This window comes from Stenotrophomonas sp. FR010, from assembly GCF_047520755.2.
GTDB classification, from domain to species: Bacteria; Pseudomonadota; Gammaproteobacteria; order Xanthomonadales; family Xanthomonadaceae; genus Stenotrophomonas; species Stenotrophomonas sepilia.
Genome location: NZ_JAXBQT020000004.1, coordinates 1 through 25459, shown reverse-complemented (window position 1 = coordinate 25459; position 25459 = coordinate 1). Strand labels below are relative to the sequence as shown.

The following is a 25459-nucleotide window of genomic DNA, read 5'->3' as shown; positions in this document are numbered from 1 at the left end:
CGCCGTTAATCCTCAAATCATTCGGCAGCCTACTCGAAATTCAGGCGATCCCTATACCTTCCAGTGGGTCTGGTAGTTGGGACCGTCAGAAAAAGGCTTCGCGCTCGGCGGGAAGACTTGAATGGTCAACGGGATGGGGAAATCGGCGCCGATGATCGCAGCCTCGCCGGGCTTCAGATTGGGCAGAAACGACGATGCCGATCGGTCGATTTCGCCGCAGGCGCGTTCGACAACCTCGCGGTCCCGATCATTCGTGAGCCGATGTACCACGAGTGTTCCCATCTGGCTCAGAACACCTTCCGTTATGTCGCGTGGGCGCTGAGTTGACAGACAGATATTGAGTCCGTACTTACGGCCCTCTTTGGCGATCAACTCGAATGCGTCCAGGCGGGCAACCGCGTCATCGGCTCCGATATGCCGCCCGAGAAAGTTGTGTGCCTCATCGACGATGACGACAACAGGGCAACTCTTGAATGCGCCATCGCGTGCCATGTTGAGAAGATGCCGTCCGATCACGTTCGCGATGATCTCGCGCGCCTTGAACTCAAAGGCAACGCCGCTCAGGCATATCCGAAGCAACCGATCTTCGTTGGAGACGAAGGACGAGATGCTTTCCGTCAATGCAGGAGCCTTCGACTTGAAGACACAATCGAAGGACGATGAACTGAGAATGCCGCTAATGCGCGACATCAAGGACAGGCAGTACGAGACCTCGCCCGAGTCGCCACCCCATTTTGTGGTGTCCTTTGATCCCCGGGCCACGCCGAATCCGTCCGGGTAAACGCACTCCTGCTCGATCTGAGAAACGAGCTTCCAAACGTCGAACGCTTGCTGTGGATCATCAAGTTTCTCCGCGATGCCAGCCTTGGCTTCTTCGGTCAGGATCGGGACCTTAGACTGATCGATCTTCTTGATAATCCCGCCTGTCGCAACATGAGGAGCGAGAGTGGCGAGTCGAAGGCTGCGAATCGCCGCACGCAGTTTCGGCCCCTGAACCTTGCCAGCAGGCTCGAACAGCGCGATAAAGTCCGACTCCATGAAGGACGTGTGCGGCAACGAACAAGAAGCAGAAGACTTCGCAGTGCTGACCGGCGCACCCAGGTGAAGATTTGAGACGTGTTCTCCGTCGAACCCGCGATATTCCCCCGTCGCGTCCAAGAGGATGATCTTGGTCTTGTAGCGCAGGCATTCTTCAATGATCCGAGCGGTCGTCCAACTCTTGCCGCCGCCAGTGGCGCCCAGAATCGCGCAGTGCCGACCGAACAGTTTCTCCGGCTTGACCGACACGTAGCTTTCAGGCGCGACATCGATCGAGCCCAGCTTGAGAAGGACGTGGCTCGCTTCGGCCTCCGCCGCCTCCATGAACTTCGGCAAGTTGGCGATGAAGCTGTGCGGCGCAGCGTAGACGCGGTCGCCCAAGCGAGGATAGGAGTCAACGCCCGCCGAGATTCGAAGTGAGTCCATTGCGATGGAGCCCAGCAGTTGGATCGTCCCGATGCCGTCCAGATCCGGCACCCTGCCATGCGAGGTGTCGATCAGGCGCCTGTCGGCATCTGGCAAATGGATCTCGACCACCCGTCCAAGCAGGAGGTTGATCTGTCCCTCGATCAGGACGAACTCTCCTACCTCACCTTTTCCGTATCGGCCACCCAGAAAGTGGGAACCGCTGGGCGAGCCCGCCTCGTTGAGGTTGAACTTCACCACCTGGGCGGAACCGGAGCACAACTGGCCAACATACAACTCCGGTCGGAGCAATCCGCGCGGAAAAGCGTCGGTGACGTCAAGCGCGGTACTCATGTCGGTTTTACCAGCGACTTGATGTCGCGCGTGAGCCGCTGCGCGGGCGTCAGCGATTTGAGGTCCGGAATCATCTCGGCGAACTCGCTGAACGTGGCATTGATCAGCCACACGTCCTCGCCCTGTTTGGCGAGGCTGTAGAGCGCATCCCAGTATCGATTTTTCTCCTTGGGCCGGGAGGTCAGGTCGTCCGCCGATGGATTGACGATGATCAACCGCAAATGCGGGTTGGTGCGGACCGCCGCGACAATAGGTTCAGACAAGTGATCGTCATTGAAGCCGAACCCCGAGACAATGAGGCAGGTATTCGGTTCACGCAGCGCCGCCAGGTACTGGGAGATCAGTTCCAGGTGCGGTTGTACGTAGGACTGTTGGTATTTTCCTTTGGCGGGATAGATGAGACAGGCCGTTTCCGGTGTTGGATCGGTCTTGATCTCGATATCGCCCGAACTGGACTGATCCCAGTTGACCGAACCATGCAATTTGTAGAGGTGAAACACACCCTCCAGCGGATTGCCGACCTCATCGCCGGTCGAAGGTCGGCGGACTATGTCGTATAGGAAGAACCGCGGGTCAAATTGCCTGGGCTGCGTGAACGAGAAACCGTCGAGCAAGACCAGCCCCTGCTTGCCAGCAGCGCGCTCAAAGCACAGATCGTAGTTCGTCGTGAACAACTTCATCCGCGAGTCGCGGACGCGGCGACGAGACAGTCGATGTAGGAACGTGCGATGGCTCGCCAACTTTGAATCGTCGGCTCCATTGAGAAAAGCGGAGCACTTCTTCAGGATCACGGCCTTTGAGGCGGATACGAATTTTTCGACCTGCTCGCTCTTCTTGATCTGAAGGTATGCGTCACACCGCGAAAGAAGGGCCTCGATGTTCTCATGTTCGACGGCAGTCTCATAACCGATCTCAGAAATGACAGCTTCAGCCTGCTCGGTCGGCTTCCGCTCATCCTTTCCAGTGTCGGGATTCGAGTTCACGCAGTGGTCCCACAGCGTCCACATCGAAGGACCGTTGATCTCTCCCAGAGATGTTCCACTTCCTGCGAGTGCAACCACATGCTGCATCTGAAGCGAGGACAGCAATACCGCTTTCAGTTCTTCGCGCGCTGCGGCGGCCTCCGACAGCATCTGCTGCCTCTTCGCATCATCGGCCTCGCCAGCCGCGTCCGGCCTGAGCGCCTTCCAAGTGCCGGCTTCCGGACTGAAGAAAAGTTGTTGACCGAAGGTGGTCGGCTGTGGCGTCGTCATGTCGTCCCTACAGATGTATTTGGATTCTTCCGGATACCCGATCGCCCCGGACTTGTCCTTTGGAATAGTAACAAAGCGCTTCGCACATTCTGGCCGACCCGCGGCCCCAATATCCATGAAAGCCAAGGCCGTGCGTCCCGGCGCGATGCGCCGTCTGGTTCTCGGGCTGCGCCCCGCGCCTCCTGCCGAGTCGCGGCCATTCGGCTTTGACCCCTGACGCCTCCGGCCCTCCCGGGCCTGCGCGCTCCCGTTTGCCCCAAAAGGCGACTGTGTGCAGTGGGAGGGTGTGGGCGGTCTTGCTGTTCCCTTCACCGTATCACGGCGTTCTCGCCGTCAAGGGCGGCGCGCCATGCGCGCCTGCGTCCTGGCGGCCGTCTGCGACCCCTGACTGCTTGCGCTGCGCCGTGCTGGCGCCGGTTCCGGGCAATTCCGCCCGAGCAACCGGAGCACGATCATGTCGCAACTGTCCTTTTCCTCGTTCGATGCCTCGCTGATGGTGCGCGATGCACAAGGCCGCTACCTGCTGGCGACGGCCGACCAGATTCTGGAAGCCGCGCGCCAGGCCATCGAGCACAAGATGCAGCGTGGTGCCTCGTTCAGTTCGCCGGCGGCGGTCAAGGAGTACCTGCGCGCCAAGCTGGCCGGCTTCGAGCATGAGGTGTTCGCCGTGTTGTTCCTCGATACACAGCATCGCCTGATCGAGTACGCCGAGATGTTCCGCGGCACCATCGACAGCGCATCGGTGTATCCGCGCGAACTGGTCAAGGAGGCGCTGCGGCTCAACGCGGCGGCGGCCATCGTTTCGCACAACCACCCGAGCGGAAATCCCGAGCCGAGCGGCGCCGACAAGGTGCTGACCCAGCGACTCAAGGAGGCGCTGGCGTTGGTGGATGTCCGCATGCTGGATCACATCATCGTGGCTGGCGGCACCACCACGTCCTTTGCCGAACGTGGCCTGATCTGAGCGAGGGGGGCTTCGCCCCCCTTTTTGCTACGCCTTTACTGCATCTAGCTACGCGGATACGGGGCAATGAACTCCGCGTGCAACCGGCACATTGCGCAGAATTGGGAGTAGTCATCACTTAATTGCATCGCCTCTTTCGTTCGTTCTACCAGCATATCGAAGGTGATTTCGTGCACTTTCTTCTTGTGATAGCGGGTCATCACGAACGACGCGCCGCGCGGTGCGCCTTCAGGCGCACCGACCAATCCAAGCATCCCATGGGCAACGTGATTGCGTGCTTCATTGAGAGGCTCGGTACGCCCGATGAGACGCTTCAATTCGTCCATTGCTGGCGAACCTGGCACTTGTTTGATTTCCTCTGCAATGGAAACGAGACGATCAGAGAACGTCTTGTTGAGCCAATTCACCGACAATTTTTCCTTAAACACATCTACGCGGATTCGCCCTAGAAGCCAGTCGATCTCATTCATGGAAAAAATGATTCGGCCAAGGTAATTGGCCCATACCTGTCGGTCGCTGCCGATAGCAGTTTGCACTATTTTCATTCTCAATATTTGGCGCTTCCGGTCTATGGCCGGCCACGCTGTCGTGTTTCACATCGAGCCTCGCCCCCTTGGGCTTCTATCGTTGATACCTACGGCCCGCACCCGCCTATGTAGTGGCTCGTCGCTATGCGCCATCGCCAAATATTTCATCGAATGTCGAGTGATTGAAAAACTCATCCGTAGCCGGCACCGAGTAATTCGGCACACTCGAAACATACCCGCAGAATGTTCCGAACGTGGGATCTCGCCCCAACGCACCCGGCGACGTGACATTCGACTTGTAAATCACTGCCGCGCTCGGGTCTATGAATCCAGTGACGACAAAGCAGTTCGCCACAAGCTCGGAACAAAAATAGCGACCTTTCTCGATAGGTGCGGATGTGTACGTTCCATTGAAGAACGCATGGAGCTGTTCAGTGAGCGAAAGCTGGTGAACGTCGCTTCTCTTCTTGAAAGTCACCACGTCGCGCAGGTTGTATTTCGCCCCAGACGCCACGATGGAATCTACAAAAGCGTTCATGGCTTGAACGCGCTCTGGCGGTCGCCACGCATCGGGTTGGCGGAACACTGCGACATGATCGTAGCGTTTGATTAGGTCTTCAATCTTAACCTTGCCTACACCACCTGAAACCGTTGCTTCTGCCGCAACACAAGGCCCGATACAAATTGCGGCGTGCGTGTATTCGCTGTCCGTAACGCGAGTGATGCCCTTCCCAACCGGGTCGATTTTTGCATCTTTATAGCAAAGCAGAACGTCGCCTGCGCGAATCTCGTTGGCGTGCATCATCTTCATTTTTTTCTCGTCATTGAGTGCAAGTCACACATATCAAGCGTAGAGAATAAACGAACAATTTGTGCGTCTCCGCCTCGCGGACCGGGCTGCTCCAGGTTCGCTATTCGCTCATCCCTTACGGGACTGGCATTCGCCAGCCTTCCACATCCCTGACGCCTCCGGCCCAGCTTCCAGCTTCAGGCCTGCGCGCTTCGCTTGCGTGCGGTCTGCACATCGAGGCGGCCGTTGTCATGTCCAGCCGTCTCCCCTGACTTCATCACCTTCACCGCGACTGTAGCCCGCGGCCGTGTGCCGTCAAGGCGCGCAGGGCCGTGTCCTCGGCTGCGCCTGCGGGCCGCACCAACCCTGCGCTTGCCTCCTTGACGGTCCCCGTCCGCGCGCTCCTGACCGTCGCGGGCGATGAACTCAGGAAAGACGGTGGCAACAGGGCCAACCGGGTTCCTCGTGCCGACCGCACCGAACAGCCGAAAGGCTGGGCTCCGAATCTAGGAATCCGGTGTGCGGTGTGAACAGCAAACCTTCTTTGTCAGGAGAAAGACCATGCAACTCGCATCCCGCTTCGCTTCCCGTTCCCCGGTGCTGCGTTCGGAACGTCCCTTGTCGGATGACCAAATCCGGGCCGTGGCCCCGTCCATCTTCGCGGACGCCCCGCACGAAAGCCGCTCCGAGCGGTACAGCTACATCCCCACCGCCACCGTGCTGCAAGAACTGCGCGGGGAAGGCTTCGAGCCTTTCATGGTGACGCAGACCCGCGTGCGCCACGACGACCGCCGCGACTACACCAAGCACATGATCCGGCTGCGCCACGCCAGCCAGATCAACGGCCGCGAGGCCAACGAAATCATCCTGCTGAACTCCCATGACGGCACCAGCAGCTATCAGATGCTGGCCGGGATGTTCCGCTTCGTTTGCAGCAATGGCCTTGTCTGCGGCGACACCGTGGCCGACGTGCGCGTGCCGCACAAGGGCGACGTAGCCGGGCACGTCATCGAAGGCGCTTACGAAGTCCTGCATGGCTTCGACCGGGCGCAGGAATCCCGCGATGCCATGCGCGCCATCACGCTCGACGCCGGGGAATCGGAAGTGTTCGCCCGCGCTGCGCTGGCGTTGAAGTACGACGAGGACAAGCCCGCGCCCATCACGGAATCGCAAATCCTGATGCCGCGCCGCCACGACGACGACCGCCGCGACCTGTGGAGCGTGTTCAACCGCATGCAGGAGAACTTGACCAAAGGCGGCCTGTCCGCCCGCGCCGCGAATGGCCGCCGCCAGACCACCCGGCCCGTGCAGGGCATCGACCAAAGCGTGCGCCTGAACCGCGCCCTGTGGCTGCTGGCCGATGGCCTGCGCCAGTTGAAAGCCTGAATCCCCACGCGGCAGGGGCAGGCAGCAGCCCTTGCCGCTTCTCTCGCTGCTGCACCCCAACCGCAAGGAGTCATCACCATGAACGCCGTACTCAAAACCGAAGCCGTCGCCATCGAAGCCGCTGCACCGCTGGAAGTGGCCGACCCGACCAAGAACCTGATCTTGGTTCCCCTCTCACAGTTGCTCCCGCGCCGTTCCAAGCGCAACGTGCGGACGACCCCGCGCCAGTCCATCCCCGAACTGGCCGCGAGCATTGCCCGCATCGGCCTGCTGCAAAATCTGATCGTCATCCTCGCCGCAGATGGCGAGCAATACGAAGTCGTCGCAGGCGACCGCCGCCTGACCGCCTTGAAGCTGCTGGCGAAGAAGAAGCGCATCCCCGCCGACTACGAAGTGCCGTGCCTGCTGGTGGCCGATGCTTCCGCTCGCACCGTCAGCCTCGCGGAGAACGTGCAGCGCGAGAACATGCACCCCGCCGACCAGTTCGCGGCCTTCGCCGCACTGGTCAAGGAAGGACGGCCCATCGAGGACATTGCCGCCGACTTCGGCGTGTCCCCGCTGGTGGTGCAGCGCCGCTTGAAGCTGGCGAATGTCTCGCCGCGCCTGATGGCGGACTATCGCGCCGGTGGCGTGACGCTGGAACAGTTGATGGCCCTAACCATCACCGACGACCACGCCGCGCAGGAAGCCGCGTTCTACGGTGCGCCGGAATGGCAGCGCAGCCCTTCCAAGCTGCGCGAGCGCCTGACCGAGCGCGAAATCGACGCCGCGCACGCGCTGGTGCGCTTCGTCGGGCTGGACACCTACCGGACGGCAGGCGGTGGCATCCGCCGCGACCTGTTCGCAGAAGGCGATGCCGGAACCTACCTCACCGATACCGAAGTGCTGGAAACGCTGATGCGCGACAAGCTGGCAACGCTGGCCGAGGACGTGCGCGCCGAGGGCTGGGCATGGGTGGAGGCCGTGCCGCATCTGGCCTACGAAGAACGGCAGGCGTTCCAGAACGCCCCGCGCCATCGCCGCGAGCCGACCCCCCGCGAGGCCCGCCGCATCGCCTCGCTGGAAACCCGCCTCGAAAAGATCGACGCCGAACTGGAAGAAGCCTGCGACGCCGAGGACGAAGCCAAGGTCGAGAAGTTGGAACAGCGGCGCGATCAGGTGGTCGGGGAACTGCAAGCCGCGGAGGACGCCTTACACGGTTATGCCCCCGAGGTGCGCGAGGTGGCCGGTGCCATCGTCACCATCGACCGCCACGGCGAGGCCGTCATTCATCGCGGCCTACTGCGCGAAGCCGAGGCCAAGGCGCTGCGCACGCTGGAAAAGCTGCGGCGCGGTTTCGGCAGCGTGGAAGGCGAAGCCGCCAACGACGAAGGCGACGACGCCGGCGACGCGCCCAAGGCCGCGAGCCTGTCCGACCGGCTGGCGCAGCGGTTGAGTGCCCATCGCACGGCGGCGCTGCAAATCGAAGTCGCACGGCATCCGCACGTCGCGCTGGCCGCGCTGGTGCATGGCATGGTGCAGACCGTCTTGCAGCCCGACGCCTACGGCGACGGCCTGCCGCTGGGCGTGCGCCTCACGGTGCAAGACCGGCTGGAAGGCATGGCCCCGGACTGGCCGGAATCGCCCGCCGCCGTGGCGCTGCGCGAACTGCAACAGGTGGCCGGCGAAGCCTTGCCCGAGGACAGCACGGAACTGTTCGCCGCGCTGCTGGCAAAGTCGCAAGACGAGCTGGTGCGGCTGCTGGCCGTGTGCGTGGCTTCCACGGTGGACGTGGTGACGCCTCGCGCTACGGCGCACCGGCCCGGCGAGGAACTGGCGCAAGCCGTGGGCCTCGACATGGCCGCATGGTGGAAGCCGACCGCAGAAGGCTACTTCAAGCACGTTTCCAAGGCTGTGATTCTGGATGCCGTGGGCGCGTTTGCACCGGAATCCGTCACCCGGCTGGCGAAACTCAAGAAGGCCGACATTGCCAGCGAAGCCGAGCGGCTGGCCGATGGTACGGGCTGGATGCCCGCCATCTTCAAGACCGAAGGCCCGGAAGCTGCGCCGCAGGACGCCCCGGAAGGTGCCGAGGTAATGGCGGATGAGCCCGCCGAGGCACTGGCCGCGTGATTCCGTAACATGGCCCCGGCGCGCCAAGCTGGGGCCTTTCTGCACCTCAAAAAGCGGCAGCTATTCTGCTGCACACGTTTCACAAAGATCAAAGCAAACGTGTCGAAGCTCGCGACCCAGTGTCGTCAAGAACCTGAATTTCGCTAGTTCATAGTTGAGGGCGCGTTAGTTACTACACACCCATCAATTCCGTCGATCTTTAAGACGCCTTCCTTGAATTTGGCATGTTCTTGTGTCGCGCGCGTGCAGTCCCACAGAATACTGACGATCCGCGCGTCTTTGTATTTCGCGTCGGCGCGATAAAGCGAAGCGTCTTCGGCAATCTCGCCGATAAGCGATTGGAAGGACTTCTTCACGTCCTTCCGGTATTTGACCTCAATGATCGTGTGGAGCGAGGGCAGGTAAAGATCAATGCGCGGATTCTTCTGTCCGACGGGCTGGAGGTTCACTTCGTCTGCGATGTCGTTGAAGATCGGCCCGAGCAGAAAATAAAGAAGATTCTGGACGTGGTATTCGTTCTCTACCGGCCACTTGACGGGTTCCGCGCCCCTGGTGCGGCCCGCATCCTCCCACGTCCATCGTTTGAGGCCAACAGGGATATGCTCCAGAAACTCCAAGAGGTCATCGAGACTCCAGCCTTTTGGCGGCACGGCAGCCACGTCCTGATTTACTTGGTCGAAAACGTAAACCATCAAACTCAAGAGCGCCGTTGAGGCGCCGCCTTGCGCCTGCGCCCGGAACTCGCCCATGAAACGGCCGATCAGGGCCATGCGGTTCTGGTGATCGTCGATCCGCCGTATCGTCCGGTAGTGAAGAAAGAGCGGTACGCACGCGCTGGCATAGATAGAGGATTCGCCGCGGAGGACATACGCCGCGATATCTTTCTCGAAGAGATTGAGATGGTCACCGCCCGCCTGCTGCGCAAGGAAACCGGATATCCAATTCTCGAACTCGCGGGCAACACGCGCATCGTTCATCCGCCCGACCAGCCATTTCACGGCCATGACACCGAATACGTCCGAAACCCATGGGCGCGGCGTGGAGTCGATCTTTGCGGCCTGCCCGAGCAGGCGCGAGACATCTGGGCTGGAGACGGTTTCGTTGAGAACGCCGAGGCCCGAAATCGCGCAGCGGTGATACAAGGAGAGCGCCGAAAAGTCGAAGGATGACGGGTCGTCCTTCGACAATCCTAGGAAATGCAGAAAGCAGGCTTTGAACGGATCAGCGTGCGCACTCTCAATAACCTTGAGGTGCAGGTGCTCGCGCAACTGGTACGCATTGTCTTTTTCTACAGGAACCATTGGGATTGCCCGATCTTCCCGATCATCACCGAGTCGTTCCAGCCAGGAAGCTGGTTGAGCCATCCAAGATTCCGGGCAATCAGGTCGGAATAGCTGATCGTCACCGGCATGGGATTCGGGAAATAGCTGCGCCAGGAATGCGAGGCGAAGCTGTAGAGCTGCGCGCTCAGATACTTGATGTCCTTGAAAGTCGAGTCCTTATGAACATCAAGGATCACACCGCGCGGATGCCCGTCCGTGTCCTGCCGCAATTCCCGCTGGCCGATCAGATAGACCAACATTTCATGTTTGGAGAGTTTGAAGGTCTTCCCGCGCGAGGGAGCGAGCCGCCCCTTCTGCACGCCCGCTGTCGCCGAGTCGAACATATGCAGCCCGTGATCTTCCGAGATTTTCACGAAGGCGTATTCGATTTGATATTCGCGGTACTTGTCGATCACGGCACGCACGGCTGCGATCTCGTCCTTGTTGAATTTCTTGACCTGCGCGTGAAAGATCAGGCGGATCGTGTCGCCTTTCTGCCAGTTCATGCGCTTCTGGATTTTCTCGATGGTTTCACTGAGCACCGAGGTCAGCGCATCGCAGTAGGCGTCCGGCACGACGGCCTTGGATGTGTTCGAGACGATGTAGCTGCCGTCGCCGGAGAAGACAGTGGTGATGCCCATGATCCGCTGGTTATCGGCCCCGCGCTCCTGCCCGATATTCGCGCTGCCGATGCCGATGACGAGTTCATGGGAAAGCGTCGGCGAGGATTTGAGCAGCCACGGAACGCCGCCCATCTTGGCGTAGCAGGCCAGCGCCATATTATTGAGCGAGTAGCCGAGCGAGTAATCGGACTGCGATAGAAGCTCGATGGTGAAGTCCTGTACCGGAACCTGATGCAGGAAGAAGAGGCTCTTGCCGAGATAGTACGGATTCTCCGTGACCTTGAGCTTCTTGAAGGACTGCCGGACTTGAACGAGCGCCAAGTCCCACCGCCCGCCGTCATCCGCTTTCTTCCGAACCGCGGTTTCGATGGCGTTCTTATACGCCTCCACGCTGTCAGTCGCCGTCGAAAACACTTCAACGCGGCTTGTTCCGAGCGTGAACTTGCCTTCAAGGCCGTTGCTGAAATATTTGCTGTTCGAGATACCTTTGAGAAGCTTGCGGACGAACTGCTCGACGCGACCCTTGTCATGCTGGGCGCAGATCACACAGATAGAGGGATCGTTTCTATCGAAGGTTCGCTTCGTATACGGGCCGCTCTGGGTCAGGCCCTTTTCGGCCCAATCCGCTTCGCCGTTGTCGTTGAATACGAACACCGGCTTTGGCATCTGCCCGCAATCCTTCTGAATGTTGGGCGAATCTTCGATCTCAATGCGAGTTCCGTCGATCAGAGTAATGTTCTTCGACTGGATGTACTTCTTAAGCGTGTCGATGCGCGCTTTCTTGTTCTCACCTCCATTAAAGATGGAGACGGATTGCCGGATACCCTCGACGATAGCGTCTTTCTTCGTGGCGTGCGTATGCAGGATGTAGGCATCGAAGTTCTCGCGGCTGGCCTCCAGATAAACGTCTTTCGCCTCGGCCTGAACGACCTCGCCGTCAGGCCGCGTGATGAAGAGCGTTTCGCCCTTGCGGGCGTTCACCGAGCCCAAGAGTTTCCTGCATCCGTCGTCCTGCTGCGTGACCACGTAACGGCCTGTGAGATCGAACCCGGCATTGAGGAAGAACAGGCCATTCTCCTTGACCACCCGGCGCGTTGTGCAATCAATGACAAGGTACGGCTGGCCCAGAATGGTGCGCGTGTCGATGGCGTATTTAGCGCAGACCTTGAAGGGGTAAGCATCGCCCAGAATCGGAACCAGAAGATTGTCTTCCGGCCTGGTGCTTACCAGTTCGATAGGGTTGAAGCCGGAGGGATTGCGGCCCAGACCCGCAAAGTGCCGCGTCAGACCGTCCTTCACCAGCGAAAAGAAGATGCCGAAATTGTCCTTGAGCGCGATGGCCTGCTGGGTGCCGGACACGGGGAAGGTGCCGTCCCCCGAGAAGATCAGGATATTGTCGCCCTGCCGGCGGAACGAGTGGGTCGATCCGTGCGTCGCGCGAAAGCCGTCCAGCGTCTCTTTGTCATAGGGAACTTGGCGGGCTTCAAGCTCCAGCTCGGGAGTTTTGAGAGGGAAAGCGTTTAGGACGATAGGCAAGGTGCATCCCTCTTAGGTCCGCGACGCTTCGGCTGCGACGTGCCCAGCGAACTCCGTTACGAAGGTGCGCAGCCCCGTCATTTCGGAAAGCTCCGCATAGTCGCCGGTCGTAGTAGCAGTGCGCGGTGATGTCAGGATGCACGCTACCGTGTAAAGCTGCTCCTGCATCAGCTTTCGGCAAAGGACGTTGTAGCGCTGAGCGTAGGACGCATCCCTGAAATCCGGGAAGACCGGGAAGTGCGGCGACGTGTCCCGAACCGGCGTGGCAGATTTCGGGCAATCCTCCAGCAGCATCAGCCAGCCGATAAAGGGCTTGGTCTGTTCCCCGAATGCGCCTTCGCGGTAAGCCGTCCACAGATCATGCGCCGTACCGATGGCTTCTTCAGTGCGATTGTTGAAGTTGTTGCCGAAGGACGGCCCGACTTGACTCTTGAACTCGAAGGCCGCGATGAGACGACCTTGATTCATGACGAGTAAGTCCCAGAGCTTTGTTGGCCGGAAATATCCGGGCAGTGTGAGGACGCGACGTTCCAAATGGAGTTGTGCATGAGCAAGGCCGTTGGCGCGCACGATGTCCTTTATCAGCGCGACGAATCCATCCATGTTCTTGCCACCGGTGACACTGGCGCGCTCGCCCTGATCGACGACCCCAGCTTCGACTTGCTTCTGTCGCGCCTTCTCTCGATTTCCCCAGAACGCCATAACAGCATCCCGTGCTTTCGTTTCATAGTCCGCTAGATCAAGCGCCATAAACTTAGTCCCCGTTTCCGCCGAGCGCCGCCTTTTCCTGGCGGCTCAATCCGTACAGTTGAAATGTTGCGGCATTGCATGCCGCGAGGTCGCGCACGTCGGCTGCGTTGATAAGCGCAGTCTTGAGGGCCTGCGGCACATCGCTCCAGCGCGGCAGACGCAGACGACGCAGATACTGCGCTTGAAAGCGCAGGAAGCCGCCGTGCATCTTGGTTGAGTATGTTGCGATAAACAGCCGGGTCACGGACGAAAGAAGGACGGCTTGCAACGCCTTCAAGTCCCACTGGCTTGCCGTGATGTAGTAGAGATTGTGATGAGGGTAGAGCTTGCCATCCTCAAAAACGATGTGGGCCTGCCCCTTGATGTCGGGGATCAGGAGTTTCGGCGTTTCGGAAATGGACGGCGTGATCCGGTCGATGGTGCGATACCAGTTGGCAGGCACTTTCTGCGCGCAATGCCGCCCAGCGATCTGTTCCCTCCGCAACTCCAGATAGCGTTTGAGCAGCGGATAGCGCGCGAGATCGACAAGCTTGCCGTCGTCGGTGAATGGGTTGATGACGCCCAGGCCGCGCCACTTCACGGTGCCGTCCGCAATGTCCTTCGTCATCGCGAGCGGCAGCTTGCGGTCCTCTTCGACAGTGAGTTCGTCCATCGGCCCGATGAAGGCTTTATCCGCTCCGGTCGCAACGCCGATTCCGACTTTGCAGCCCGTATCCTCAAGAAGAGGAAAGGCTGCCTCAAGACGCCGGATGATGGCGATCTGATCGGATGAATCGAGAATCCACGGCTCCGCGCCGCTCGCCACACCGTCAATCAACTGCACGGCACTGCCCTTTTCAGGGAGATGCGATGAAGTCAGATCCAACGCAAGCGCGTGTAACGCCTTGGCCTCCACGGGCGGACGATGGGCGATCCGCGTACTTTTGCCGCGCTCACGCGCAATGACGGTGATGGCCGGATAGGCGATCACCTCCGAATGAAAGGCCGGCGTATCGACCATATCGACGTAGACTTTCAGATGGAACTGCTCGGAAACGAGGTTCCTAAGCGGCCCGCCATAGCGGTTCTTCATCCAGCGGTCCGCACAGATAAATCCGAGAACGCCGCCATTCGTCAGCGACCGCAGCGACCGTTCGATAAACGGGATGTAGAGATCGGCCCGGTCGTAGATCGTTGTGTAGCGCGAGCGGTATTCTGTCAGCAGGACATCGGGAACCCGTTCCTGCCGCACATAAGGGGGGTTGCCGATCACGACATCGAAGGGTTCAGGAAGATCTGCCAGCAGGAAATCGTCATTGACCAGCCACGCATCAGCCAGCGCGATGGATTGCGAAGCCGTAAAGCCGCTTCGGGACAGCAAGTCGATGACCTGGCCGCGCGTTTGCGTGAAGGTCTCCCGATGAAGCTCGACCGCACGAATAGCGCCTGCCAGAGCCTTCACGGACATGCGCGGATCATCCGAGGTGTTCCACGCTGCCAGAAGCCGCTTGATAGCCGGCAGCAGGAAGTCCCCGCCGCCAAACGACGGTTCAAGGAGCTTGAGTTTGTGCAGCGGACGGTCGGCTTTATACCCGCAGAGATCAAGGAGGAACTCGACGATTTCGCGGCGTGTAAATACGGCACCGCGCGCCTCGATGCCTGCGTCGGTTGCAAGTACTTCGACAGCCTGCGCGACCGGGCAAAGTCCCGGCAAGGACGACTGCCGGGCGGCAAGTCCCCTGGCACTCTGCTGGGCAACTAGCACGGAACTCATTGTGGCTTCCCCAGCAGCGGCCACTGTTCCGCGACATACCGTTCCGTAGCATCGCGTACGACCCAAGCGACAGAGACTTTCTTGCTCCGGGCGATGGCTTCGAGCATTTCGTATAGCTCGGGAGGAAAGGTCACGGACGCCCTCGGAGCCGAATCACGCCTGGGCTTTGAGGTAGCAATGTCTTTTGTTGCTGGCATGGCCTAAATACTGTCGGATCAGATGATGCACCACTTTACACCAAGGTGGTGCACGACTCCAGCGGGTCAGTCGTGCCTGTCCACCGCCATTGGGGACGGAGTGCTTGCGAACACGCTGGTGCTTGCCGCGGCAGGTTGTGCGGATGCGTGTCGTCCTCAACGCTGGCGGTTCCTGCCCATCACGTCACGAAGGACGGTTCACGGACAACCCGCCCGGCATCGCTATGGAGCTTCCACGCCACGCCTCAAGACCGGCGCCGCAAGGTGCAGCGTGGGCGTTCTCGCCTGTCGTCGGGTGGTTGACCTGGCCCGCGTCAGCGGGCGAGCCGGAAAAGCCTCCGGGCGGGGATGCCGAGTCGGCCCCATCTCCTTTCGGAGTGGTTCGGCCCAAGGCGACCTTGTCTCGTTGTGAATCCTAGCGGGGGTGCGGCTGCGCCTCGGGCTTATGGCTGCAACCGTCCGGCGAAAACAATTTCCCCGCCGCTGCACGGCTTCCTCGCGCAGCAAATTCTTTTCGCCTCCCGGCTCTCCACTGCGTTTCGACCGCAAGCGGTGCAGCCAGCCCGTCCCCCGCCGGCCGGATCACAACAAGGACGCGATGGGCGCGAACCTTGTTCAACCGAAAGGAGAAAACATCATGGCCAACATCGGCACCTTCACCACCGACAAAGACGGCTTCACCGGCACGCTGCGCACCCTGACGCTCAACGTCAAGGTCAAGCTGGTTCCCAACGACAAGGCCAGCAGCGAGAACGCCCCCGACTTCCGCCTCCAGGCCGCCGGCCACGACATCGGCGCGGCGTGGAACAAGACCAGCGAGGCCGGGCGGGAATACAAGTCCGTGACCCTCGACGATCCTTCGTTCCCGGCTCCGGTCTATGCCCGCCTGATCGAAGGCGAGGACGGCACGCACGACCTGATCTGGTCGCGCAGCAAGCCCCAGGCGGCGTGACCGCCGCAGCGCCCCGCCCACCGCGGCGGGGCGCTGTGCTGCTGTTCGCAGCACATCACCGCGTCACGCGCGCGGTTTTGCCGCATCGCGTTCCTTCAACACCGCCTCCAGCTCCTGGCGCACCTGCGCCAGCAGCTCGTCGGCCTTGTGCGGGCTGTCGCCCGCGTAGGCCAGCGTCAGCAGCGTGAGCGGGTGGATCTCCATCACCTCGCACAGCTCGGCCAGCTTATGCAGGGTCGGGCTTTTCAGGTCGCGTTCGAGGGTGCTCATATAGGTGCGGCTGGACACGTCAGAGAAGGCTTCCTGGCTCAAGCCACGCGCCTTTCTAACGATCTTCAACGCCTTCGCCAATGAGTTCCCAGCCGCCACCTATGGTTTCCCTCGAAAAACCAAGATGACAGCCCATTGCGCCCTATAGGACTACAATCTATAGTGTTCATTTGGTGTTCTACGTTTTTGTGCCTTTACGGAAATCCGCATCGGCGGATTCCAGCAAAGCCACGCAAGCGCATCCGTGCTTGCGCACGGAGGCGTAAATCCGGTTTGACGGTTCTGCGCTTGGGCGTGAAACCGTATCCGTGCATCATTGGATTTGTGGGATTGCCGACCATGTCCCAGCCACTCGCCACCGCCCCGGAGCGCGCGCAACTGCTCGCCAACGGCGAGGCCCGCGCCGCTGGCCGGGCCATCGACCCGGTGCCCGTGGTGCGGCTGTTCACGCCGGACGCGCATGTGACCTGGCTGCTGGCCGCGCTCGATCCCGCCGATGGCGACACTGCCTGGGGACTCATCGACTTGGGAATCGGGATGCCGGCGCAGGGAACCGTCAAGCTGTCCGAGCTGGCCGGCATCGTCGGGCCGCGCCAGCAGCCCGTGATGCGCGACCTCTATTTCCGCCCCACGCGCACGCTGTCGGAATACACCCGGCTGGCCGAGCGCGACGGAGCAATCCCGGACTGACTACGGCCTACTGTGACTTTTTCAGTCTGGTGTCATACCGGGTAAGTCTCAATCGAGATTCTTGCGGCGTAGCCCCACCAGTCTGACCCAAATAGACATGATGTTTGGCGCGGGCTGCGGCAGGCTGGCCTGTACAGCGCCCCACATCGGGGCACTGCCGCCGCAGCATTGAGACGAATACCGCAACGCATCGGAGCCAATCGGTCTTGACAGCCCCATCCGCCTCTTTAACTCATGACTTTCTGACGATGGCGATGTAGCGCGTAGCCCTGCCGTGGCGGCCAGTCCTGTTCGCAGGGAGGTGGCGTCATGGTCGATCGCAGCGCCGAGCACTGGTATCCGACTGCCGCGTATCTGTACGTGCTGCATCTGGATGGCCTTGCGCTCGCCTGGGAGTACCTGCGCAGGTATCCCGACTACCGGCTCGACTGGCTGCGCCGTCATCGCCGGCCTGAAGCAGCGCATCGCTGGGGTTTGCGCCTGCTGGAAGACCCGATGCTGGATGCGCGTGACGCGCATCCAGCTTGGCTACCTGGTCATGCCGCCGTAGTGCAGCTCTACCCCGATGCTGATCCACCGCAGGATGCAACCGCCTTCGCGTTCTGGCGCATCCCCGGTCACAAACAACTGTTCCACGATGGCAAGAAGCTGGCGCTGATCGCGAGCAGCCCAGGCCATTGCCTGCGCTTTGCGCTGGCGCCCGGCTTGGAAGACGGCATGGCCGTCGCCTATGCCCAGCGGGGCAGCACTGCCGCGCCTGCGCGCGGTCATGCGCCCGGCGCGACCTTCGCCGCCACCAAGCCGCGGCCAACACCTTCCACGCTGTTGGAGCTGCACACCTTGCAGGCGCTCGACGCGACCCTTGCGGGCGCGTCCTTGCGTGATGTGGGCGAAGGACTGTTCGGTGCCGACGCCGCGGCCGACTGGTACAGCGACGGCGGCCTGCGCTCGAAGGTGCGCCGCCTGGTGCGGCGCGGCGATGCGCTGATGCGCGGCGGCTATCGCCGCCTAGCACAGCTTCCGCCACTTGAGAAGGGTCGTTTTGACGACGACGCAAAACGGCCCTGAGCAGGACAGCTTGGTTTTCTGAGACTGCCTCCATCCGGTCGCGCTGTGTGGCCGGGCGCTTTCAACCGATGGAGGTTCACACCATGCGTCCCACTCCCTTGCGGCCTGCCGCCGCTTTCTCGACCGCTGCTGCGCAGCCCCAACGCTATCTCACCAACGACGAGGCCGCCGAGTACCTGCGGCTGTCGCCGCGCACGCTGGAAAAGCAGCGCGTGATCGGCGGCGGCCCGCGCTTTCGCAAGTTCGGCAGACGCGTCATGTACGCCGTGGCCGACCTCGATGCCTGGGCCGCCGACCGCAGCTTCGAGACGACTTCCGATCCCGAATACGCCGAGCACCACTCGGCCGACAGCCGTGCGCGCTGATCGGCGGCGCGCGGCAGGCCATCGCCATGTCCAGCACCGTGCTGCCGTCCCGGCAGCGGCCGTTGCAGGAGCGCGAACAGCTCGACCTGTTCCGCGCCTTGCCCGGCGACATGGCGCCGCGCGACAGCCAGGACTTGATGGCCTATCCGTTCTTCTCGCTCGGCAAGTCGAAGCGGGTCAAGCCCATCGACTTCCGTGCGGGCAACGTGACGATTCGCGTGGAAGGCACGGCCGAGCACGGCATCGCCACGATTTGGGATGCGGACGTGCTGATATGGGCGGCCTCGCAGATCGTGGAGGCGAAGGACGCGGGCTTGCGGCCATCGCGGCTGATGCGCGCCACACCCTACGAGATCCTGCGCTTCATCGGGCGCGGCAAGTCGCTGCGCGACTACCAGCGCCTCAAGGCCGCGCTCGACCGGCTGCAATCGACCACGGTGGCCACGTCCATCCGCGAGACGACCGGGCGGCGCCTGCACCGCTTCTCGTGGATCAACGAATGGAAGGAACTGGCCGATGCCAGCGGCACGCCGCTGGGCATCGAACTGATCCTGCCGGACTGGTTCTACGCGGGCGTGCTCGATGCCGCCCTGGTGCTGACCATCGACCCGGCGTATTTCCGGCTGACCGGCGGCATCGAGCGGTGGCTGTACCGCCTGGTGCGCAAGCACGGCGGCAAGCAGACATACGGCTGGCAGTTCGACTTTCGCTACCTGCACCAGAAATCCGGCAGCACCGCCAAGCCCTACGACTTCGCCTGCGATCTGCGCGCGCTCGTTGCGCGTCAGTCGCTGCCCGGCTACGTCCTGAGCATCGAGCGGATGCCCGACAACGGCATGGAGCTGCTGACCTTCCGGCCCGTGCCGCATACGGCACGGGGATAACTCGGGAAAAGCCTGTGGATGGTGTCGTGCTATCAGGCGTGCGGGGTATCGTGCTATCAGGCGTGGGACTATCGTGCTATCAGGCGTGCCGATGGGCTGCAAACCCGTGTCAGTGTTGGGTTTGCGCGCCCTCTAACTTCCCTAACTTAATTTCTCTAACTTTTAGTAGAGAAACGCCGCTGCGGTGGATAACCACCGCGCGGCCACAAGCGCAGCAGCAAGAGCCCGGCTTTCCAGCACGGAGGGCCGCGCCATGATCGTCGCTCTGCTCAACCAGAAAGGCGGCGTGGGCAAGACCACGCTCGCCACGCACATCGCCGGCGAGCTTGCGATGCGCGGTCAGCACGTCGTTCTGCTGGACGCCGACCCGCAGGGTTCATCGCTGGACTGGACACAGCGCAGAAGCCAGCAAGGCTTGCCAAGGCTTTTCAGCGCCGTGGGCCTCGCACGCGAAACGCTGCACCAAGAGGCGCCAGAACTCGCTAGGCGAGCCGATCACGTCATCATCGACGGCCCGCCACGCATCGCGGCACTGGCGCGCTCCGCGCTGCTGGCGGCCGAGCGCGTGCTGATCCCCGTGCAGCCCAGCCCTTACGACCTGTGGGCCAGCGCCGAAATGGTGGCGCTGATCCGCGAGGCGCAGGTGTTTCGGCCTGCGCTGCGTGCGGCCTTCGTCATCAATCGGCGCGTCAGTACCACCGTGATCGGGCGCGAAGCGCGCCAGGCACTCGCCGACCAGCCGCTTCCGGCGCTGCGCGCGGAAGTGCATCAGCGCATCGTGTTTGCCGACAGCGTGGCCGCTGGCCGGCTTGCGCGCGAGACGGCGCCGGACAGCGCCGCCGCGCGCGAAATCACCGCGCTAGTGGACGAACTGCTGCGGTGGCCGACATGACCGCGAGGCCGCCACCGAACAGCAAGCGCACGGCAAAGCGCATCGGTATCGGCGCGCGTCCGCCCGCGAATCCGCACGCCGAGGCGTGGATTCGTCAGGGCGACGCCATTGCGCTGAACAAGGGCGACCTCTACACCGCCCGCCTGACCCTCGACATCACGCCCGCGCTGCGCGCGCGCATCAAGGTGTCGGCCTTCACGCAAGGCGTGACCGTGGCCGATCTGCTGCGTGGCCTGCTGGAGCGTGAGTTTCCAGAGCATCTCCGGGAGAACACACCATGACCGCATCTGCTTCGCCTGCCCCCGCGCCTGTTGCCTTCGCGGCCACGGCTGCGCTCGCAGCACCTTCCGGCCAGCCTGCCTGCGCGCCACTGACGCGCGTGGCGCTGACCTACATCGAACCGCGCTTCAAGCTCTACCTGCGCTTCGGCGAACCCGCGCGCACGCTTAAGCTCGACCGCTGGCGGCGCTGCGCGGTGTTCCAGCCGGGCGCCATGTACTGCCGCATCCGCTGGCAGGCCAACGACTACGGCACGATTCGCTGGCAGCTCATGGTGATGCAGGCTTGCACGCCGCTCGATGCGGCGCAGCGCATTCCCGGCGTGCAGCCGGGCGCGCGCCTGCTGCTGCACGCCGAGGGCGAGAATCAGGTGCGCGCCGTGCTGGAGCGCATCGACGCCATCGAGGCGCTGGGCATCGCGCCTGTCGGTACCTCGCCCGTGTACTGGCGCACGCTCGCCAACCGGCTCGCTGCGCGCCTGCCGCTGCCCGACTACACCGCCGAGCGGCACGCCGCCTGGCTGACCGGGAGGGCGCTGCCATGACCGCCGTTTCGACTGCCGGCACCGCGCCGCGTCCTCGCTCGCGCCTGCGCGCTCGCATCGTGCTGGCGGGCCTCTCCGCCTGCGGCCTCGCTGCGCTGGCCTGGGCGTCCTTCGTGCATCCGCTGCCGCGCCTGATCTACAACCCGTCCGACAGCGTGGCGGTCGGCTGGTATCGCGTCGATCCGCTGGGCGACGGCACCGGCTCGCTGCCACGTTCCTTCTCCGTGGGCAGCATCGTCCTGACCACGCTGCCGCCAGACGCTGCCGCGCTGGCCGCGCAGCGAGGCTACCTGCCGGCGCGCGTGCCGCTGCTCAAGCGCGTGGGCGCCGCCGCGCCGCAGGAGGTGTGCATCACTGGCCGCATCGTCCGCATCGACGGCGTGCCTTCGGCCGCCGTACTGCCTGCTGATCGCTGGGGCCGGCCGCTGCCATCCCGGCAGCAATGCCGTCGCCTTCAACCCGGCGAACTGTTCCTGCTCAGCGTGACCAACCCGGCGTCGTTCGACAGCCGGTATTTCGGGCCGGTCAACGCATCCGCCGTGCTCGGCGTCGCGCATCCGGTTTGGCTGGAGTCTCGTCCATGATGGCCGCCGATTCGCTGCACGTCGCCGTGCACCTCATCGTGCCATCGGGCGTGTCGTTCTGCTGTTCGTCGCCGTGTCGTCGCGCGTGCAGTGCGGGTGCATTCGCACCGCACTTCGCGCTGCCTTCGACGCAGCCGTCCAACGTGCAGTCGTCTTGCTTCGAACGCGCCCGGCCTGCGGCCGTGCCCGCGTTCGCCGGCGCGCTGGCTGCTCACGCAGCAGCGCCGCCGGGCCGCCGCTGCCCGGAGCGACAGCGAGGGGCAAAGGCGGAAGGCAAGACAAAAGGACGCGGCACCGGGCCGCGTCGAAAGCCTGTCTGCACATGGGGGTGGCGCGGCACGCAGCGGCTTCGCCGCCGTGCCGCGTGGGGCGCGAAGCCCGCGCCAATCCAGGCATGTCCGCGTGCTTCGCACGACCGGACACGCTGGCGCTTGCAGGGAGCACAGCCATGACCGACCGCCGCGATGACGATTTCCGCATCCGCCCCAGCGCCCCGAAGAACCGGGGCCAGGGCTTCATCTCCAAGGTGCTCAAGCAGGCGGGCAAGGCCAGCAGCGGCAAGTCCTCGGTGCGCCGTCCCGCAGCCAGCGGCAGCGGCGCACGCGCTGGCCAGCGCCCCGGCTCGCGCCTGGGACGCGGCCACACGGCGGCGCGCTTCGCGGGCGCGAAGCTGACGCCCATGTCGCGGCGCGTGACCATCAAGACGCTGCTGGTCAACCAGCGCCAGGCCAGCCCGCAGTCGCTCGCCAAGCACCTGCGCTACATCGAGCGCGATGGCGTGGGCCGCGATGGCGAGCCGGGCCAAGCCTACGGGACGCAGACCGACGAAGCCGACCTCGATGCGTTCAAGGAACGCTGCGCCGACGATCGGCACCATTTTCGCTTCATCCTCTCGCCCGAGGATGGCGAGGAGCTGGAAGACCTGCGCACCTACACCCGGCACCTGATGGGCCGCATGGAGGCCGACCTGGGCACGCGCCTGGATTGGGTGGCGGTGGATCACTGGAACACCGATAACCCGCACACTCACCTGATCGTGCGCGGGCGTGACGACACCGGCAAAGACCTCATCATCGCCGGCGACTACATCGCGCACGGCTTTCGCCATCGCGCCGCCGAGCTGGCGACCGAATGGCTGGGGCCGCGCACCGAGTTGGAGATACAGCAGACCTTGCAGCGCGAGGTAGAGCAAGAGCGGTGGACGAGCTTGGATCGCACCCTGCAACGCGAGGCCGGCGAGGACGGCCGAGTGCAGATCGAACGCTTCAACGAACCGAAGCTGCAACGCCAACGCCTGCTATTGGTCGGCCGACTGCAACGCTTGCAGCGCATGGGCCTGGCCGACGAAATGCAGCCCGGAACCTGGGCCATTCATACAGATGCAGAGAAGACCTTGCGCGCCCTGGGCGAGCGCGGCGACATCATCCGCACGATGCAGCGGGCCATGCGCGGCGAGCTGCGCGAGCTGGCGGTGTTCGAGCCGAGCGACGATGGCCGTACCGTCATCGGCCGCGTGGCCGCGAAGGGGCTGGCCGACGAGCTGCGTGATCGGGGCTATCTGGTCATCGACGGGGTGGACGGCAAGGCCCACTACGTCGCGCTCAACGTCCGCGACGAGCTGGCGAACTACCAGACCGGCGCCGTGGTGGAGGTGAAGGGATCGGCCGACGTGCGCGCGGCCGACCGCAACATCGCTGCGCTGGCGAGCGATGGCCTGTACCGCACCGATCACCACCTCGCCATCGCGCAAGGTCAGGCCGTTCCCGGCCGAGATCCGCAGGAAGTCGTCGCGGCCCACGTCCGCCGGCTCGAAGCCCTGCGTCGGGCCGGCATCGTGGAGCGCGTGGCTGAGGGGCTATGGAAAGTGCCGGACAACCTGGCCGAGCGCGGTCGCCTGTACGACGCACAGCGCCTCGGCGGCGTGGCTGTGGAGCTGAAATCGCACCTGCCCATCGAGCGGCAGGCCCGCGTGATCGGCGCGACCTGGCTGGATCAGCAGTTGATCGGCGGCGGCAAGGGCCTGGGCGAGCTGGGCTTCGGCGGCGAAGCCCGACAGGCGCTGCAACAGCGCGCCGACTTCCTCGCCGAACAGGGATTGGCCGAGAAGCGCGGCCCGCGCGTGATCCTGGCGCGCAATCTGCTGGCGACTCTGCGCAATCGGGAACTGGCCCAGGCCGCAAAGGACATTGCCACGGAAACCGGGTTGGAGCATCGCCCCGTAGGCGACGGGCAGCGCGTGGCCGGCATCTACCGGCGCAACGTCATGCTCGCCAGCGGGCGCTACGCGATGCTCGATGACGGCAAGGGGTTCAGCCTGGTGCCGTGGAAGCCAGTGATCGAGCAACGGCTGGGGCAGCAGATTGCAGCGACTGTGCGCGGCGGCAGTGTTTCATGGGAGATCGGGCGACAACGAGGGCAATCCTTGAGCTGACAGTCGCATCCCTGCGGTAGACGAAGCACGCGCCGCCCACACTCACGTCTCGCTAGCCCTGCGTCGCTTCGAGGGTGATTTGCGCCCCTTCGGCGTACTCTCAGCATATTCCCGGCCAATCGCCTCCAGCCCTGCAAGAGCGAACTTGTGCAGGTGTGACGTCAGTTCTTGCCTTGGCATCCGTAGCACCTGCTGCGGGGGGCCTGGTAGTCCGCCGTTGCCTGCGACCAGCAGCATCAAGCAGGGAGCCGCAATGCTGATCATGCAGCGAAGCAATGCTGGGTCGCTTTCAGGAATGCCAGTGACCTCGCCGATGACGCGCCTGATGAAGGTGAACTTCGGTTCCAGATCCTCTTGGTATAGAACCTGAAGATTCGACGACGGCGCTAGCAACTCGCGTGCAAAGAGCCGTGCGTGCCAGCCGTCGTTTCCTATCGTGGCTTCGGTCAGTCTGTCGATGCACCATTTCAGCTTCTCACGCGCGGGCAGCGCGCCTTCGACGACTTGTTGCAGATCGTCGAAGCTGATGATCCGCCGGTGAGCTTCGACAAGAACGGCCTGATAGAGGCCGCGACGACTGCCAAAGTGATAGTTGATCGAAGCGAGGTCCACGCCGGCTTTCGCAGCGATGGCTTTGCTGGTGGTTTCAGCGTACCCGGTGGCCGCGAACAACGATCCTGCGGCTTCCATGATGCGGGTACGGGTCAGCTCGCCATCGGTACGGGGGCTGCGGCGCGGTTTGGTCATAGCTATTGAGTCGGCATCAATGAACTTGAATCAAGCAGCATAGCGAACGGGGCCATGCTCGAAGTATTTTTTGATCCGCTCAGGTTGACGCTGCACACTGCGCAAATGCCTTGCCGTGGCCTTGACCAGTTGCAGCTTGGTGCGTGCCGGAGCCAATTTGGTCCCGGCTTGCTTGAGGTCTGCGTTGGCCATCTCGTCAGGATTGAGTTCCGGGCTATAGCTGGGCAGGTAAAACACCTCGATCTCATCGGTATGTTTGACCAACCACCCCTTGACCGGCTTGCTGTGGTGCACCCGCAGGTTGTCCAGAATCAGGAATATCTTCTTCGTTTGTCCTTTGATCAAACGCTTGAAGAAGTCGATCAGGATGTCCGAGTTCATTGCACCATCAAAGATGCGCCAGCGCATCTGCCCTTTGTTGGTGACGGTAGAGATGATCGACAGGCCATGGCGCTTGTTGGGCACCCGTACCACGGGCGTTTCACCCTTGGGCGCGTAGCTGCGTCCGCGCACATCGTCGCTGCGCATGCCGCTCTCATCGCCCCACTGAATCTCAGCCCCTTCGAGCTTGGCCCGTGCCGCAATCGCCGGGTAGTCCTCATCGAGCCATTTCCTCACCGCCGCAGGCGACTGCTCGTAGGCTTTCCTTGGACCGACCAGAGTTCCATAGACACTCAGTCGCCGCTCTGCGCGTAGCGCTTTTCGAACTCTACCGGTGACATGCCGCCAGCGGAACCATGCCG

The 25459-nt window shown here is 62.7% G+C and carries 24 protein-coding genes; 13 read left to right on the top strand and 11 right to left on the bottom strand.

Annotation, left to right across the window (positions count from 1 at the left end):
• Positions 1-51: 51 nt before the first annotated feature.
• Entirely contained in the window at positions 52-1797 is a 1746-nt protein-coding gene (locus ACM0PK_RS04855; protein ID WP_414607957.1) for an ATP-binding protein, read from the bottom strand.
• A complete protein-coding gene (locus ACM0PK_RS04850) occupies positions 1794-3050 on the bottom strand; it encodes an SIR2 family protein (RefSeq protein ID WP_414607956.1) in 1257 nt (418 codons plus the stop codon). Before ACM0PK_RS04850 ends, ACM0PK_RS04855 begins: the two co-directional genes overlap by 4 nt.
• Before the next feature lie 454 nt (positions 3051-3504).
• Between ACM0PK_RS04850 and radC the strand changes: the two genes are divergently transcribed.
• Positions 3505-4014 carry a RadC family protein gene (gene radC / locus ACM0PK_RS04845; protein ID WP_414607955.1) on the top strand — a complete coding sequence of 170 codons (510 nt, stop codon included), beginning with the start codon at positions 3505-3507 and terminating at the stop codon, positions 4012-4014.
• A gap of 44 nt (positions 4015-4058) precedes the next feature.
• On the opposite strand, the gene ACM0PK_RS04840 is transcribed toward radC, so the two are convergent.
• Both ACM0PK_RS04840 and ACM0PK_RS04835 read right to left on the bottom strand, forming a co-directional pair.
• On the bottom strand, positions 4059-4484 hold the full coding sequence (locus ACM0PK_RS04840; protein ID WP_414607954.1) for a hypothetical protein: 426 nt from the start codon (positions 4482-4484) through the stop codon (positions 4059-4061).
• 199 nt (positions 4485-4683) lie between these two features.
• Positions 4684-5352 (bottom strand): C40 family peptidase, encoded by a 669-nt coding sequence (locus tag ACM0PK_RS04835; protein WP_414607953.1) that lies wholly within the window; start codon positions 5350-5352, stop codon positions 4684-4686.
• A gap of 540 nt (positions 5353-5892) precedes the next feature.
• On the opposite strand from ACM0PK_RS04835, the gene ACM0PK_RS04830 reads away from it, so the two are divergent.
• Positions 5893-6717 (top strand): DUF932 domain-containing protein, encoded by an 825-nt coding sequence (locus ACM0PK_RS04830; RefSeq protein ID WP_414607952.1) that lies wholly within the window; start codon positions 5893-5895, stop codon positions 6715-6717.
• Between the two features lie 135 nt (positions 6718-6852).
• Positions 6853-8829 (top strand): ParB N-terminal domain-containing protein, encoded by a 1977-nt coding sequence (locus ACM0PK_RS04825; protein ID WP_495498514.1) that lies wholly within the window; start codon positions 6853-6855, stop codon positions 8827-8829.
• Positions 8830-8972: 143 nt separating this feature from the next.
• Here the strand turns inward: ACM0PK_RS04825 and ACM0PK_RS04820 are convergent, their stop codons facing one another.
• From ACM0PK_RS04820 to ACM0PK_RS04805, 4 genes are read right to left on the bottom strand one after another with little or no spacing between them, the layout of a single operon-like run.
• A complete protein-coding gene (locus ACM0PK_RS04820) occupies positions 8973-10193 on the bottom strand; it encodes a PD-(D/E)XK nuclease domain-containing protein (protein ID WP_414607950.1) in 1221 nt (406 codons plus the stop codon).
• Positions 10118-12310, bottom strand: coding sequence for a Piwi domain-containing protein (locus ACM0PK_RS04815; RefSeq protein ID WP_414607949.1), 2193 nt, complete (start codon positions 12308-12310; stop codon positions 10118-10120). The genes ACM0PK_RS04820 and ACM0PK_RS04815 overlap by 76 nt, the downstream gene beginning before the upstream one ends.
• A 12-nt stretch (positions 12311-12322) precedes the next feature.
• Positions 12323-13012, bottom strand: coding sequence for a PaeR7I family type II restriction endonuclease (locus ACM0PK_RS04810; protein WP_414607948.1), 690 nt, complete (start codon positions 13010-13012; stop codon positions 12323-12325).
• A gap of 52 nt (positions 13013-13064) precedes the next feature.
• Entirely contained in the window at positions 13065-14813 is a 1749-nt protein-coding gene (locus ACM0PK_RS04805; protein ID WP_414607947.1) for an Eco57I restriction-modification methylase domain-containing protein, read from the bottom strand.
• An 834-nt stretch (positions 14814-15647) separates the two neighbouring features.
• Here ACM0PK_RS04805 and ACM0PK_RS04800 point away from each other — a divergent pair.
• Complete coding sequence (locus ACM0PK_RS04800) at positions 15648-15962, top strand: DUF736 domain-containing protein (protein ID WP_041110966.1); 315 nt, start codon at positions 15648-15650, stop codon at positions 15960-15962.
• 63 nt (positions 15963-16025) lie between these two features.
• On the opposite strand, the gene ACM0PK_RS04795 is transcribed toward ACM0PK_RS04800, so the two are convergent.
• On the bottom strand, positions 16026-16331 hold the full coding sequence (locus ACM0PK_RS04795; RefSeq protein ID WP_041110964.1) for a helix-turn-helix domain-containing protein: 306 nt from the start codon (positions 16329-16331) through the stop codon (positions 16026-16028).
• A gap of 240 nt (positions 16332-16571) precedes the next feature.
• On the opposite strand from ACM0PK_RS04795, the gene ACM0PK_RS04790 reads away from it, so the two are divergent.
• The 9 genes from ACM0PK_RS04790 (at position 16572) to ACM0PK_RS04750 (ending at position 23969) form a co-directional block, all read left to right on the top strand.
• The gene (locus tag ACM0PK_RS04790; protein WP_053243682.1) at positions 16572-16922 is read left to right on the top strand and encodes a DUF2958 domain-containing protein; all 351 of its coding nucleotides are present in this window, start codon (positions 16572-16574) and stop codon (positions 16920-16922) included.
• Positions 16923-17231: 309 nt separating this feature from the next.
• Positions 17232-17990: a DUF2285 domain-containing protein gene (locus ACM0PK_RS04785; protein WP_041110960.1), complete on the top strand. Its 759-nt coding sequence runs from the start codon at positions 17232-17234 to the stop codon at positions 17988-17990.
• An 83-nt stretch (positions 17991-18073) separates the two neighbouring features.
• A complete protein-coding gene (locus ACM0PK_RS04780) occupies positions 18074-18355 on the top strand; it encodes a helix-turn-helix transcriptional regulator (protein WP_414607946.1) in 282 nt (93 codons plus the stop codon).
• A gap of 26 nt (positions 18356-18381) precedes the next feature.
• The gene (locus ACM0PK_RS04775; RefSeq protein ID WP_041110956.1) at positions 18382-19239 is read left to right on the top strand and encodes a replication initiator protein A; all 858 of its coding nucleotides are present in this window, start codon (positions 18382-18384) and stop codon (positions 19237-19239) included.
• 253 nt (positions 19240-19492) lie between these two features.
• Positions 19493-20131 (top strand): ParA family partition ATPase, encoded by a 639-nt coding sequence (parA, locus tag ACM0PK_RS04770; RefSeq protein ID WP_033834762.1) that lies wholly within the window; start codon positions 19493-19495, stop codon positions 20129-20131.
• On the top strand, positions 20128-20412 hold the full coding sequence (locus ACM0PK_RS04765; RefSeq protein WP_414608097.1) for a chromosome partitioning protein ParB: 285 nt from the start codon (positions 20128-20130) through the stop codon (positions 20410-20412). Before parA ends, ACM0PK_RS04765 begins: the two co-directional genes overlap by 4 nt.
• Entirely contained in the window at positions 20409-20954 is a 546-nt protein-coding gene (locus tag ACM0PK_RS04760; RefSeq protein ID WP_414608095.1) for a DUF2840 domain-containing protein, read from the top strand. Before ACM0PK_RS04765 ends, ACM0PK_RS04760 begins: the two co-directional genes overlap by 4 nt.
• The gene (locus ACM0PK_RS04755; protein WP_041110951.1) at positions 20951-21538 is read left to right on the top strand and encodes a S26 family signal peptidase; all 588 of its coding nucleotides are present in this window, start codon (positions 20951-20953) and stop codon (positions 21536-21538) included. Before ACM0PK_RS04760 ends, ACM0PK_RS04755 begins: the two co-directional genes overlap by 4 nt.
• Before the next feature lie 448 nt (positions 21539-21986).
• Positions 21987-23969 carry a relaxase/mobilization nuclease domain-containing protein gene (locus tag ACM0PK_RS04750; RefSeq protein ID WP_031656922.1) on the top strand — a complete coding sequence of 661 codons (1983 nt, stop codon included), beginning with the start codon at positions 21987-21989 and terminating at the stop codon, positions 23967-23969.
• 42 nt (positions 23970-24011) lie between these two features.
• On the opposite strand, the gene ACM0PK_RS04745 is transcribed toward ACM0PK_RS04750, so the two are convergent.
• Both ACM0PK_RS04745 and ACM0PK_RS04740 read right to left on the bottom strand, forming a co-directional pair.
• Positions 24012-24716, bottom strand: coding sequence for a TetR/AcrR family transcriptional regulator (locus tag ACM0PK_RS04745; RefSeq protein ID WP_414608094.1), 705 nt, complete (start codon positions 24714-24716; stop codon positions 24012-24014).
• A gap of 30 nt (positions 24717-24746) precedes the next feature.
• Positions 24747-25459 (bottom strand): IS630 family transposase (locus ACM0PK_RS04740; protein ID WP_495498512.1); only part of this gene is annotated, 713 nt, incomplete at its 5' end.